We start from the raw sequence: 14,434 nt of genomic DNA on the forward strand, positions 1-14,434 counted from the left end.
TATCATAATGAACAAATATATAAAATACGCATTCGCGCTGACACTCCCGACACTCGCCTTCACTGCCTGTGACGACTTCCTCGACACAATGCCGGACAACCGCGCGACTGTTGACACCGAGGACAAAATCAAGAGCCTCCTTGTATCTGCTTACTTCGATCATGACTATTGCTACGTAGCCGAACTTCTCTCTGACAACACAGACAACTACGGCGACAACAACCCCTACACCAACCGCTGGCTCGACGACACATACAATTTCAAGGATGAATCCGAGACCGACAATGAATCAATGAATTCATTCTGGGAATCAGCCTACACCGCCATCGCCTCTGCCAACGAAGCTCTGAAGGCTATCGACGAACTGGGTGGTCCGGACAAGACCGCAAATCTCTCAGCCATGAGAGGTGAGGCCCTCCTCTGCCGTGCTTACAGCCACTTTATGCTTGCCAACCTCTTCTGCAACCATTGGACAACCAATGCGGCCAACGACCTCGGCCTCCCCTATATGGAAGAACCGGAAACCGAACTCATGCCGAAATATGAGCGCGGCAACCTCGCCGAACTCTACACCAAAATCGAAGCCGACCTTGAAGAAGGACTGGAAAGAGTATCCGACTCTTACTATTCAGTACCGAAGTATCACTTCAACACCAAAGCTGCCTACGCCTTCGCAAACCGCTTCTATGTCTACACCGAGCAGTGGGAAAAAGCTGTCAAGGCAGCAGACCGCTGCCTTGGCTCTCAGCCTCAAACCATGCTCCGCGACTGGGCTGCGATCGCTGCCATGCCGGCCAACCAGACCGCCCAGGCCAATGAGTATATCAACGCCTCCAGCAATGCCAACCTGCTTCTCATGACCGCATATTCGGCGCTCGGACTGAGCTACGGTGCATATTACACCAACAGCAAATATTCCCACGGTGCCTATATCGCAAGCAACGAGGATGTACGCGCAACTAACATCTGGGGCGGTTATTCCCTGTTCCGCGTCGCTCCCCGTGTCTACTCAGGCACCAATCTTGACAAGGTCATCATCTGGAAATGCCCCTATCTCTTCGAGTATACCGACATCGTGGCACAGACAGGCTATCGCCACACCGTCTATCCGGCTTTCACAACCGACGAGGTTCTCCTCAACCGTGCCGAAGCCTATATCATGCTCAACCGTTTTGACGAAGCCGCAGCCGATCTGACTTTATGGATGCAGAATGTCACAAGTAGTCAGATGACCCTTACCCCGGCATCAATCACGTCGTTCTACAACTCCTGCGACTACTCTTACACCGACGGCCTCTCATCGACAATCAAAAAGCATCTCAACCCGGCGTTTGCAATCGCAGCCGAAGGTTCTACGCAGGAATGTATGCTCCAGTGTATGCTCGGCTTCCGCCGCATGGAGACCCTCCACCACGGCCTCCGCTGGTTTGACATCAAGCGTTACGGCATCGAGTATCCCCGCCGTCTCATGAATGCATCCGGCCTTCCGGCTCTCTCCACCGACTTCATCGGCAAGGACGACCTCCGTCGCGTAATCCAGATTCCGCAGAAAGTCCGCGATGCAGAATTTACCCCCAACCCCCGCAAGGAGGACGCTAACAATTAAACCATCCAAAGAACGCTTACAATGAAAAAGAGCAATATATTTCTACTCGGACTTCTCCTCATCTCAGCCTTCGCATTCACCGGCTGCGACTCAGATGACCCCGATACAAGCTACAGCGTCATCACCTCAGGCAACACCGTTGAGAATGATTTTGACAAGTGGCTCAAAGTTAACTTCAACCAGCCCTACAACATCGACTTCAAGTACCGCTACGAGGACATCGAGGGTGATTTCAACTACTATCTCGTTCCGGCCCGCTACGATGATGCCATCGTGATGGCCCACCTCGTGAAGTATCTCTGCGTCGAGACCTACAACGAAGTTGCAGGCACAGATTTCACCTGCAGCTACTTCCCCAAGATGTTCTACACCGTAGGCGAATGGGAATACCGCAACAACGGCACCATCATCCTCGGTACTGCCGAGGGTGGCCGTAAAATCTTCCTTGCAGGCCTCAACTACCTGCCAGACTATCTCGGCAGCGCAGCGCTCCTCAACCACTACTACTTCAAGACCATCCACCACGAGTTCACCCACATCCTCAACCAGACCAAGTCAATCCCGGCTGACTTCCAGCTCGTGACAGGAACCGGTTATGTGGCTGATCTCTGGAGCGAAGATCCGTTTGTCAACGGCAGTTACTATATCAACAACGGTTTCATCTCCGCCTACGCGCAGCATTCCTATCAGGAGGACTTCGCCGAGATGCTGTCAATCTACATCACCAACAGCGAGGCTGACTGGAATGCAATGCTTGCCGCCGGCTCAGCCGACAGCCAGAGCCTCATCCTGCAGAAGCTCGACATTGTCCGCAACTACATGATTGACAATTTCAACATCAACATTGACGAACTGCGCGACGTGGTGCAGCGCCGTCAGGCCGACGTGACAGCAGGCAAAGTTGACCTCACTGATATAACAGTCAAATAAACCCTTCCAAAAGAATTTTAACCATGCGATTTACTAAAATATTCCCTCTTACTCTCTTGGTTCTTTCAGGCATGTTGCTTCCTTCCTGTCTGAAAGACCAGGAGGAGATTTTCGATACTCCTTCGTCACTCCGTATGCAGGAATATCTTGACAATGCCAAAGCCACTCTGACAAGCTCGCCGCAAGGATGGATTTTTGACTACTATCCCGACCGTGATCTTTCGTATGGCGGATATGTCTACACAGTGAAGTTCGACGAGGCAAATGTGACAGTCGGTTGCGAGCTCGCCCCGGGTAAATTCGAGACCAGTCTCTACAAGCTCACCGATGACAATGGCCCCATCCTCAGCTTCGACTCCTACAACTCTCTGATGCACTACTTCTCGACCCCGTCGTCCGGTCAATACCAGGCTTTCGACGGTGACTTCGAGTTCCGCATCATGGATGTCGCCGACGACCTCATCACCCTCAAAGGCAACCGCACCGGCAACACCATGTATCTCCACCGTATGCAGGAGAATGCCGATGAATACATCAATTCCGTTGTCAATCTGACCGACAATATGGTTGTCGCGGTTGCAGCCGACATAGTGGATGGAAAAATGTACATGGTGAACAATGTTGCCTCAATGAGACACTTCGCAATCAGTATGTTCGATTTACAGAAAATGATCGATGTGTTGGGCGATGATATTACCAACTTAGTAAACATTTTTGATTTTGACGTACTGGAGACATATCTTGAGCAAAAAGGCTATACTCTTGAGGAATTTGGTCTTGAAACGGAAATGCAGCCCTACGTCATGACCAAGACAGGAGGTACACTCTACGAACCGATAACCATTGAAGGCTGTGATTTCGAATCATTCGACTATGATGTTGCAACCACCACCTATACGTTGAAATCATCCGACAAGACTGTTGCCATAAAAGGTGAAATCCCCCCGACCTACGCATACTTTAATGAATTGGAAGGTGAATTCAGCCTTATTTACAATGCAGGCAGAAAGTCAGTAAATGTCACCCTCGTCCCGGACAAAGCCAACAACTGCTATCTCATGAAGGGACTCAACCCCAATTTCGATGTGGTTGTGGAATACGAAAAGACCTATGGAGCTTTCGGAATCAGTTCCCAGAAGGTGGCTACCGATGGTTCTCTCTCGATATGGCTCTGCGGATGGAATGCCGCCAGCGGCAACCTTTCATGGTCAACCGAATGTGGAATGCTCCTGATGAAAAATCCCGATAAACCCGGACAATTTGATTTCATTCCGACCGGTACAAGCATCAACGCCGATTCATTCATTATGTGGTCATTGAATGGAACAGCCTCAGCTGGTGCAGCACAATCGCAATGGTTTGTCAACGGTTCAGGCCAGATGCCCTACTTCGTATCACTCGTTAAAAAATAATTGCGTTCAATATGAAAAAGATATATAAATCTATTCTGTTTACCCTCCTCGCTTCCGTGGCTGTCACTTCGTGTGACAGCTACGAGGCTCCGAACCTCCACACGGATCCTGCCGTGACAATCGTCGGGCGCGACACTGACTTCCCGGCTGCGGCATCGACAGGCACCATCAAATTCGAGGCCGATGGACCCGTGACCGTCACAAGTGCGAGTGAATGGATCACTGCAACGGTCGAGGGTGACGAAATCCATGTGAGCTGCACGCAGAACAACTCACTCGAAAGCCGCTCTGGCATCCTCACAGTGAAATGCGACGATTCAACAACCGAAATCGCAATCATCCAGGAAGGTGTCATCTTCCAGCTCGGCGATGAGGGGGATCTCACGTTCAAAGCCGAAACAGGAAGTAAGACCATCGCGACAAAATCAAACATTCCGCTTGAGGTGCGCACTGACAGCGAATGGGTCACAGCAAGCTATGACGAAGGATTCATCACAGTCACGGTCGGACAGAACCCCACGCTAGACGAGCGAAATGCCAAATTGACCGTTGTCTACGGTAATAACGAAAGCACCATTGGTGTCAAACAGGACGGTATCTATTTCAGCATCTTCGACCGCACCGAATGGTTCGTCAATGACTCCAAGAATCGCTACAACTACGATTTCCCATTCGACATCACCGTCAAATACACCTCTACAGATCCCGAATGGCTGACTTACGAACAAAACCTGGAGACAAAAAAACTATATTTCAATGTTGAGAAGAATGCCACCGGCCATGTCCGCACCGGCAGCTTCACCTACGAAATCGGTCCCAAGTCAGGCACAATGTTCGTCCACCAGTGTGATTTTGCGAAGGACCTTGCCTCGGACGACTATGCCCTCTACTTCACTGACCCTAAAGATGGCAAACTCTATTATATTTCCGTTATTGTAAAACAGGAAGGAACAAAATATTACATCGAACTTCCCAAGGACGGAATCTCCATTCCTATCACCTACAACACATCAAACCATACATTCACTATCGAAGGTGGTCAGAACTGCGGTATATGGAACAATAGATACTATATCTTCACTACATTCGGTTTCACCGAGGACGGCGAAGGCTACTACACATGGGCTGCGGGACCGTCCATTAAAGCTCTTCCATACTATGAATTCGATGCTGAGAGCAATGTCGGTTACACTGCCGTTGAATTTGAAGATGCAGGTACATTCGATGCCCCGCTTGACTATTTCCAGCTCTTTGCTTTCTCTTCAGACAAACCGTCAAGCAACACCTCTGCAGGCTATCTCTACCGCATGGTGAACCCCTTCCTCATGCGTATCCATCCTGCCACCGGTGAAGCCCCCTCAGCAGCTCCGGCCAAAGCACCCCGCGCCGGAATGGCCCGCACCCGCACTATCGACGTCCGCTCAGCCGAACCTGCACAAGCTATAGCCATCACTGCCGACAACGCTCTTCCCTATTGAAATGCAATTTTCAATCACTGATATTTGAACTACAAACAAAAGTAATACGACAAACAGTTCCGACCCTGCCCCGACCGACCGGTTATGGCAGGGTCTTTTTTCATATCTACTCCTTTTTACCTATCTTTGCGGGCGAATCCGTTTCTTTTACGGACGCATCCGCTCTTTGCTGACGCATCTGTCGGCTCCTTGGCTGAATCAACGCCTACGGATTCTTCATATACCATAAATTCCACCGCCATACATCAAATTCCACCGCCATACATCATGAAAAATTTCATCACCCCGTTAATCATCCTGTTGTCGGCCATCTGTTTTTCCGAAACTGCATCGGCTTCGGCAACAACCGACCCTTCTTCAGAACCCAACGCAGCTATCGATACCCGCCGCGATGCCCTGCGCGACAGCATCCTCTCCAACATTCATGGAGCTGCGATACCCGACCGTGAGTTCGACATTCTGAAATTCGGAGCGAAGGCTGATGGCGTGAAGGACTGCCTTCCGGCTTTCCGCAAGGCAATCGCAAAGGTCGAGAAAGCAGGAGGTGGCCGCATCAATGTGCCCGCCGGAACCTACCTTCTCCGCGGGCCGCTTACCCTCACAAGCAATCTCTGCATCAATCTTGCCGAAGGTGCCGTCATCATGTTCGACCCCGACCCTGAACTCTATCCGATTGTCAACACTTCGTGGGAGGGTACCTATCTCTACAACTACTCCCCTATGATATATGGCTACGGTCTTCACGACGTGGCAATCACCGGCGAGGGGCTTATCGACGGTAACGCCATGACCACCTTCGCCACTTGGCGCAAGGACCAGAAGCCGGCACAACTGCGCAGCCGTGAGATGAACCACAACTCCGTGCCCCTTGCCGAACGCCGTTTCGGCCGTGGTGACTATCTCCGCCCCCACCTCCTCCAACTCTACCGTTGCAAGGGTGTGACGCTCGAAGGCGTGAAAATCATCAACTCTCCATTCTGGTGTATCCACCTCCTGCAATGCGAGGACGCCATCTGCCGCAGTCTCCGCTATGATGCCAAACTCGTCAACAACGACGGTATCGATCCCGAATCGTCGCGCAACATCCTCATCGAGGACATCCACTTCGACAACGGCGACGACAACATAGCCATAAAGAGTGGTCGCGACAACGACGGATGGACAACCGACATGCCGTGTGAGAACATCGTCATCCGCAACTGCCATTTCAAGGGCCTCCATGCAGTGGTCATCGGTAGCGAAATGTCGGGAGGCGTGCGCAACGTCATCATCGAGAATTGCGATTATGCCGGTTACTGCAAACGCGGTCTCTACGTCAAGACCAATCCTGACCGCGGCGGATTCGTCAGCGGAATCTTCATGAAGGATTGCAAGTTCGGTGAGGTCGAGGACCTTTTCTATGTCACGAGCCGCTACGCCGGGGAGGGTCTTGAAAGCGCCCACTACTCGACCGTGACCGACATCCACATCTCCGGCCTCTCCTGCGACATAGCCTCCGCCGCTGCACTCGTCCTTCAGGGAACGGCACAGAAACCCATCACCAACGTCAGCTTCGACAACATCACTGTCGGCGAAGCCCGCACCGGTATCAGCTTCACCGATGCCGTCGGCATAAGCATGGGCACCTGCATCATCGGTCCCGCCGCCGGCACACCCACCCAAGTCACCGCCAAAGACAAAATCTTCGACCGCTGAACTCACTCTAAGCTTACGAAAGTTCAATCCCAAAATCCGGTTCATGTAATATGAACAGAGATACAAAAGAACATAATAAACAAAAGCAACAGAAGTATAATTTACTGAAATTAATCTTTTTGTATCTTCTGACTTCTGTCTTTCCGTACCCTTTTCAGATGTTGATGAATTTAATTCATCCTAATTACTGCTTGCACCCTTACGACACTTCAAAAACATTGAACCTCGAAAAAATCCTCACACTCCCCTCAAAAATATTTGGCAAATCCGAAAAAGATTCTTACCTTTGTCCTCGCAAAGCCCGGGTGGCGGAATGGTAGACGCGCTCGTTTCAGGTGCGAGTGCTGCAAGGCGTGCAAGTTCGAGTCTTGTTCCGGGCACAGAAAAACGATTTAACTTCATGGTGACAACACCAAAGTTAAATCGTTTTTTTATTATATACCTTTATTCCGTCATCCCGCGAATCGTCCCTCGGCGCATTTCTTCATTGAAGATTTCATAAATGTAGGCCGGGCTTTCGATATACATGTCAGTATTCTCATCGCATAGTTTCTCGAACGTTTCTGAATTATGGAAAAGCAACAAAGCCTCCTCCAGACCAAGATTCCTATCCCGGATGATCCATTCAACGACTTTGGCCGTAATATATTCTACAAGAAATTCAAAATTGTTATTCTTCTCTTTCATAGACAAACGATATAATCTAAAGCCTTCTCAGTGGCAAAGAAATATTGGGAATTCAAGTCTTTATAAACCAATCCTGCGACGACAGCGTCAAGATCAATAATATTCATGTCATATAGTCCGAATAGCCGTGCCATATTGTCATCGGCCACCGGACCAATCACTATATCATAGTCATGCTGAGACACCTCTCCGTCTTTCCTCCGGTTTGCCATGACAAACATAGCCCATTCCCTATCAGCTTTATCAAAAATTTTCACATTCAGCCCGTCGGCAATTGCGGCATCAAAATCAAACTCAAATTCTGAAACAATCGCAGTCCCGCCGAAACGGTCTGCAATTCTGCGTGACCAATAGACGGCTTGGTCACGCAGGTGGGTGGTATAGAATCCCTGTCCGAAATCCTTATACCTTCTTCCCTTGGACAAATCTATTGTCCGGATAAGCTGGTTAGACCCATGATAAAGCTTCATATCAGGGCACCTCCATTTTTCCGGCATATCGCAGCCATATCATCAACACAATCCTGCAACGACAACTGATGTTCAGCCTCATAGTTTTTTATTGGAAATTCCAGGCCACGGAAGCGTGACAAGTAGTTGCAGGCTTCTTTCCTTGTAAGTTTATATTGTCGGGCAAACATTCCGAGACTCATAACCATATAATGTATGACATCGCTTGACACGACAGTAGTCGGTTTCAGTTCAACTTGCGCAGAAACACCTAAAGCCTCCGACAATTTGCTTATGGTAGAGAATGTGATGCCCCGCCCATTTTCAATTTTCGATATTTCAGACTTAGTCACACCGACCTTCTCGCCCAATTGCTCCTGAGTAAGTCCAAGTTCTTTCCTTCGCTTAAAGAAAAGACTTCCAATTTCATCAAATCTGCTTGTCATATTATCTTAAGTTCTGCTAAGGCAAAATTAATAAAAGTTTCTAATATTAGAAACTTTTGGACAATCAAAAAGTTTAGGCCATGCGAAGTTACAGGGAGCTGTATCATAATTCAATATTTTCGTTTTTTGATACAGAAGTAAAAAAGTGCATAAGACACTAAAGATATATATATTTCTGTAAAATTAAGAGTTACCTTCATATCCATTATTATAAAATTCTTATGTCTCTTATGCTCTTTTGTGCTTTTGTATCTCTTATATCGATTTGGTGCGGTTCCTGTAACAACTTTTCCATAAATCTGCTCTTGGGAAATAGCAGTAAAAAAACTGTCCTCCCATCTACTTTAATTGCTTGAACGTCTATTTTGCTTCAACCATCAAAAGTCTGCAATGTTTTATATAATGAGCCGGTTCGATTCTCTACCCATCTTCGTAGCCGCTCCGATATACCCCCACTAAAAACCAACGACAAAAAAATGGATATAAATCTTCAAGCAATCGACAATCTCCTCACCCGCACGAGCGACCGTTCCTTCGACAAGGACATCGAGGTCAGCGACGAAAGCATAACCACCATCCTTCATGCAGCCATGGCAGCCCCGACGGGTGTCAACAAGCGCCCGTGGCATTTCGTGGTCGTGAGAGACCGCGCGCTGCTCGACAAACTTGCCGATGCACTCCCCTACTGCCACGCCGCCAAGGAGGCACCCGTGGCAATCGTCGCATGTGGCGACAGCCGACGCTTTCTTGACGGTGTCGACTCAACCCTATGGGCACAGGACCTTTCGGCTGCCTCCGAAAACATCCTGCTTGCCGTCCACGCCCTCGGACTCGGCGCGGTATGGACATGCGCCTATCCCCACACCGACCGCATGGACAGCATCAGCTCCATACTCAATCTTCCCGAGGAACTGAAACCGTTCAACGTCATTCCCATCGGTCATGTGACCCGCACCCACAAACCGTTCGACAAGTGGGATCCTGATTGCGTCACATACATGTAAGCCTCGCCAACACTACGACGCCGTCTGAAACACATCTTCAGGAAAACCCTTGGAATGGCTTTAAGACAACCATCTCAAATGGCATTAATCCCCCTAAAACGAATGCCGGTTCAATACAGCGAATGTACTAAAACTTGCCGATACCGGCAAGTTTTAGTACATTTGCCATACGTTTTTAATAAAAACCTTGCCGATAACATGGAATATCTCTCAGCAAAAAACTGGGCAAAGCGACATGACATCTCTGAGCGTACCGCCAGAAACTACTGCGCCAAAGGCAGAATAGAAGGTGCGCAACTCATTGGCAAAACATGGAGCATTCCCGCCAATTCACCCCTTCCAAACCGCACTAAAGCCACCACAATCTCACCACTCCTCGCCGAACTTCGCAGACAAATGGACGGGAAAGTAAAAGGTGGGATATACCATCGTGTACAGATTGATCTGACCTACAACTCAAATCACATCGAAGGTAGCCGACTGACCCATGATCAGACGCGATATATATTTGAGACCAACACTATCGGAATCACAGATAAAGCGGTAAATGTCGATGATATAATCGAGACACTAAACCATTTCAAGGCCATCGATAAAATCATCAGCGACACTGACTCAAAACTCACTGAAGATTATATAAAGCACCTACATCTCCTTCTCAAATCAGGGACTTCTGACGAACGGAAGGATTGGTTTGAGGTCGGTGACTACAAAAAACTTCCAAATGAAGTTGGCGGAAATGACACAACTCCGCCCGAAAACGTCCATCGGGAGATTAAGGCACTGCTAAAAGAATATAATGCCAAAAAACGGCCGACATTCGACGACATCATTGATTTCCACCACCGCTTCGAGACGATACATCCATTTCAGGACGGTAACGGACGTGTAGGGCGACTGATTATGTTTCGTGAATGTCTGCATCATGGATTCGTTCCCTTCATCATAACCGATGATTTAAAGATGTATTACTATAACGGACTTCAGAATTGGCCGAGAATCAAGGGTTACCTGACGGATACATGTCTGACAGCACAGGACAATTTCAAAATCCTGCTTGACAAATTCAGAATACCATACAATGACTGACATCCCGAACCAATGCTTGACAGCTTATAGCTATATCACACATAAAAGATTGAAAAGTGTATTTTTTCACCGTTATTTTGGATTGAAAAGTGTAGTTTTAGCTTGTTTATTCAGCCTGAAAAATCCCCTACCTTCTTCGTCAGTTACCCTGATTTTCCCCTCCAAGTTGGGAATATTACAAAAAATCTGACTATCTTTGCATTTTCAATGGATGAACCATTGGATTTTAACTGATAAATCATACTTTTAACATATTCTCCCGTAATGGAAAACAATAGTCAAGCTACAACACCACAGGAGACCAAGGGCCTCAACTTTGTCGAACAACTCGTATTGGAAGACCTTCAGGCAGGTAAGAACGGCGGACGCCTCAACACCCGCTTCCCGCCCGAACCAAACGGCTACCTCCACATCGGACACGCCAAGGCCATCTGCATGGACTTCGGAATCGCCGAGAAATTCGGTGGCACCTGCAACCTCCGCTTCGACGACACCAACCCCGTGAAGGAGGATGTTGAGTATGTCGACTCAATCCGTGAGGACATCCACTGGCTCGGCTTTGACTGGGGCGACCGCGAATACTACGCTTCCGACTATTTCCCCCAGCTCTTCGACCTCGCAATCCGTCTCATCAAGGAAGGCAAGGCCTACGTCGACGACCAGACCTCAGAAGAAATAGCTGCCCAGAAGGGTACCCCGACGCAGCCGGGAACTGAAAGCCCCTACCGCAACCGCTCTGTAGAGGAAAACCTCGACCTCTTCCGCCGCATGAATGAAGGCGAGTTCGAGGAGGGTGCGCGAGTGCTCCGTGCCAAAATCGACATGGCCAACCCCAACATGCACTTCCGCGACCCAATCATGTATCGTATCATCAAGACTCCCCACCACCGCACAGGCACAACGTGGAAAGTCTACCCGATGTATGACTTCGCCCACGGCCAGAGCGACTACTTCGAAGGTGTCACCCACTCTATATGCACACTCGAATTCACCGTTCACCGTCCTCTCTACGAACACTTCGTCAAGGAACTTGCCGACGAGAGCTACTGCCCCCGTCAGATCGAGTTCAACCGCCTCAACCTCACCTACACCGTGATGTCGAAGCGCAAACTCCTCCAGCTCGTCAAGGAAGGACTCGTGGCCGGATGGGACGACCCCCGTATGCCGACCATCTCCGGTCTGCGTCGCCGCGGCTTCACTCCCCGCTCTGTCCGCAACTTCATCGACACCATTGGCTACACCAAATATGAGGCCCTCAACAGCATCTCGCTGCTCGAACACGCCGTCCGTGACGACCTCAACAAGGTTGCCACACGCGGCATGGCCGTTATCAACCCCGTCAAAGTCATCATCACCAACTATCCCGAGGGACAGACCGAGATGGTAGAGATGGAAAACAACCCCGAGGAGGAAGGATCAGGCACACACCAGATGCCTTTCAGCCGCGAAATCTACATCGAGCGCGACGACTTCATGGAGAATCCTCCCAAGAAATTCTTCCGTCTCGCCCCCGAAGGTGAAGTCCGCCTCAAAGGTGCCTACATCATCAAATGCACAGGCGTGAAGAAAGATGCCGACGGCAACATCGAGGAAATCTACTGCACCTACGACCCCGACACCCGCAGCGGCCTCCCCGGTAGCGCACGCAAGGTCAAGGGCACACTCCACTGGGTTTCAGCCGAACATGCCGTAGACGCAACCGCACGCATCTACGACCGTCTCTTCAACGTCGAGAATCCCGCTGCCGAGACCGAACGCGATTTCCGTGAGATGCTCAACCCCGACTCGCTCAAGGTTATCGAACACATCAAGGTTGAACCCTACCTCGCCGAAATAGCCAAACCCGGACTCCCCCTCCAGTTCCAGCGTATCGGCTACTTCACCCTCGACCCCGACTCAAAGCCCGGTGCCCTCATCTTCAACCGCACCATCGCCCTCAAGGACAGTTGGAAAGCTTAACTTCACTATTTGTTAGTATAGAGATTAAAGTATAGAGTATAGATAATAGCCATGAGAGAAATTATCAGCACCCCGACAGGTAATTTCTACTATTTCCACGAATTTTACAAATTCTCCACATTTTCAAACATATACTATTATCTATACTCTATACCTTAATCTCTATACTAAAAACAATATCCCCCTGAATGCCAATGGACGAACGCAACGACCGACGCGACCTCTACGAAGAATTTGAATCAGAAGTGGTCAAGCGTGGAAACACCGAAGCCTTTTTCGACGAGAGCGATCTCGTTGAAATCTTCGACTACGCCTCAGACTACGACAACTATATCGTCAAAATGGAAGTGCTGCTCTACGGAGCCGTCCACTATCCGAAGAGCGAAGCCCTCGCGACGCGCAGGGCCTGGCTCTACTATTCGTTCGGAGATGTCGAAGTGACGACTGAAGTCAACAAGCGCGTCAGCCGTGAAGGCGTCCTCAACAAACTTCTCAGCCTCCGCGCCCGCAACGCCGACCTCTCGATGGACCCTGAGGTGATGACCAAAGCCCTCGACGAAATCCTCGATGCCACCGAAGATTTCGAGGACGAGGAAATCATCCAGTTCACCGACTACGCAATGGAGATGCACCTCGAGGACTGGCTGAAAGCCAACCGCGAGCGCATCCGCTCCAAGTGTTCCTATCCGCAGACATTCCTCTACGAATTCGCTGACCGTTCGGAAGAAAACGAGGACCTTGAGACAGCAGCACAGCTTTTCGAGGAACTCACCATGCTCGAACCCTTCACCCTCGACTTCTGGCTGCGTCTCGCGACCGTCCAGATTAATCGCGAGGACTACGAGGGCGCTCTTTCGTCGGCCGACTATGCCCTCGCCATCGACGCAGGCTCAATCATGGCTCTCCGCATCAAGGGTGCAGCCCTCTATCGCCTCGAACGCGGTCCCGAAGTCGTTGCCGAGCTTTACAAAAAGGTCATCGACTCGACCGAAGCAGAGGACACCGATGTCTCCACCCTCGCAGCCGCACTCATCGAATGTGGACGGCAGGACGAAGCCATCGCCATGCTCTCCACCTATCTCAAAGACCATATCCACTCCCGCTTGGCAATCGACGTACTCCTTGTGCTCGACCGCCGCTATGCCGAGCCTTATCTGCGCGCCCTCATGGCCACAGGCATCATCAGCGAGAAGGACGCAGTCGAATGGGCCCGCGGACATGTGGTCCACGGCCAGTTCGCATCTGCCTCCACTGTCTGCCTTGTCTATGATGAAATCAACGGTTTCAAAAACGACATCCCCTTCGTGCTTGAAGTCTGCTACTTCGCCTTGAACTTCAAGGAAGTGGTGCGTCTCTACAAGGAAAAATATCCCATCCTTGAATGGCCCTACCTTCCGGCCCTCACCTTCCCCTACCTCATGAGCCTCGTTCGCCTCGGTGAGCGTGAAAAAGCCCTCGAAGAAGCACAGGAAATCCTCAGGGCCCTCCGCACCTACCGTCGTGCCCACTCCAACACCGAACTCAGCGCCATGTTCCGTCTCACCCCCGCAGCCACCGGCTCGATGGTCATCGGCTACATGGAAAACCTCAAAAACATCATCCACGCACTCAAGTCGACCGACGAAATCCCCGCCGACGACTTCGACCCCATGCTCATCTAAAGCCCCACCTCTCTCCCC

General features: G+C 50.1%; 12 protein-coding genes and 1 tRNA gene. 10 read left to right on the forward strand and 3 right to left on the reverse strand.

The genetic code is table 11. The annotated features are described in order from the left end of the window. The first annotated feature begins 7 nt into the window (after positions 1-7). From QZ310_RS12285 to QZ310_RS12310, 6 genes are all read left to right on the forward strand, one after another. The gene (locus tag QZ310_RS12285; protein ID WP_297073242.1) at positions 8-1,606 is read left to right on the forward strand and encodes a RagB/SusD family nutrient uptake outer membrane protein; all 1,599 of its coding nucleotides are present in this window, start codon (positions 8-10) and stop codon (positions 1,604-1,606) included. 21 nt (positions 1,607-1,627) lie between these two features. Then, positions 1,628-2,536 (forward strand): putative zinc-binding metallopeptidase, encoded by a 909-nt coding sequence (locus QZ310_RS12290; RefSeq protein WP_297073244.1) that lies wholly within the window; start codon positions 1,628-1,630, stop codon positions 2,534-2,536. Positions 2,537-2,559: 23 nt separating this feature from the next. Next, positions 2,560-3,948 (forward strand): DUF4302 domain-containing protein, encoded by a 1,389-nt coding sequence (locus tag QZ310_RS12295; RefSeq protein ID WP_297073246.1) that lies wholly within the window; start codon positions 2,560-2,562, stop codon positions 3,946-3,948. 11 nt (positions 3,949-3,959) lie between these two features. Then, a complete protein-coding gene (locus tag QZ310_RS12300; RefSeq protein WP_297073262.1) occupies positions 3,960-5,426 on the forward strand; it encodes a BACON domain-containing protein in 1,467 nt (488 codons plus the stop codon). 267 nt (positions 5,427-5,693) lie between these two features. Next, positions 5,694-7,121 carry a glycoside hydrolase family 28 protein gene (locus tag QZ310_RS12305; RefSeq protein WP_297073264.1) on the forward strand — a complete coding sequence of 476 codons (1,428 nt, stop codon included), beginning with the start codon at positions 5,694-5,696 and terminating at the stop codon, positions 7,119-7,121. Positions 7,122-7,420: 299 nt separating this feature from the next. Beyond that, positions 7,421-7,501: transfer RNA gene (locus QZ310_RS12310), tRNA-Leu, on the forward strand. Positions 7,502-7,565: 64 nt separating this feature from the next. On the opposite strand, the gene QZ310_RS12315 is transcribed toward QZ310_RS12310, so the two are convergent. Genes QZ310_RS12315 through QZ310_RS12325 form a run of 3 tightly spaced genes read right to left on the reverse strand, consistent with a single transcriptional unit; the run spans position 7,566 to position 8,703 of the window. Further along, complete coding sequence (locus QZ310_RS12315; protein ID WP_297073267.1) at positions 7,566-7,808, reverse strand: hypothetical protein; 243 nt, start codon at positions 7,806-7,808, stop codon at positions 7,566-7,568. Then, positions 7,805-8,278, reverse strand: coding sequence for a DUF3990 domain-containing protein (locus QZ310_RS12320; RefSeq protein WP_297073269.1), 474 nt, complete (start codon positions 8,276-8,278; stop codon positions 7,805-7,807). The genes QZ310_RS12315 and QZ310_RS12320 overlap by 4 nt, the downstream gene beginning before the upstream one ends. After that, positions 8,275-8,703 carry a helix-turn-helix domain-containing protein gene (locus tag QZ310_RS12325; RefSeq protein ID WP_297073271.1) on the reverse strand — a complete coding sequence of 143 codons (429 nt, stop codon included), beginning with the start codon at positions 8,701-8,703 and terminating at the stop codon, positions 8,275-8,277. The genes QZ310_RS12320 and QZ310_RS12325 overlap by 4 nt, the downstream gene beginning before the upstream one ends. A gap of 476 nt (positions 8,704-9,179) precedes the next feature. Between QZ310_RS12325 and QZ310_RS12330 the strand changes: the two genes are divergently transcribed. The 4 genes from QZ310_RS12330 (at position 9,180) to QZ310_RS12345 (ending at position 14,416) form a co-directional block, all read left to right on the forward strand. After that, positions 9,180-9,707 (forward strand): nitroreductase family protein, encoded by a 528-nt coding sequence (locus tag QZ310_RS12330; protein ID WP_297073273.1) that lies wholly within the window; start codon positions 9,180-9,182, stop codon positions 9,705-9,707. A 198-nt stretch (positions 9,708-9,905) separates the two neighbouring features. Then, positions 9,906-10,796 carry a Fic family protein gene (locus tag QZ310_RS12335; RefSeq protein WP_297073276.1) on the forward strand — a complete coding sequence of 297 codons (891 nt, stop codon included), beginning with the start codon at positions 9,906-9,908 and terminating at the stop codon, positions 10,794-10,796. Between the two features lie 264 nt (positions 10,797-11,060). Continuing rightward, entirely contained in the window at positions 11,061-12,755 is a 1,695-nt protein-coding gene (locus tag QZ310_RS12340; protein WP_297073279.1) for a glutamine--tRNA ligase/YqeY domain fusion protein, read from the forward strand. Positions 12,756-12,943: 188 nt separating this feature from the next. Beyond that, entirely contained in the window at positions 12,944-14,416 is a 1,473-nt protein-coding gene (locus tag QZ310_RS12345) for a hypothetical protein (RefSeq protein WP_297073281.1), read from the forward strand. The last annotated feature ends 18 nt before the right edge of the window (positions 14,417-14,434 follow it).

The organism is uncultured Duncaniella sp. (assembly GCF_910577345.1).
Classification (GTDB): domain Bacteria; phylum Bacteroidota; class Bacteroidia; order Bacteroidales; family Muribaculaceae; genus Duncaniella.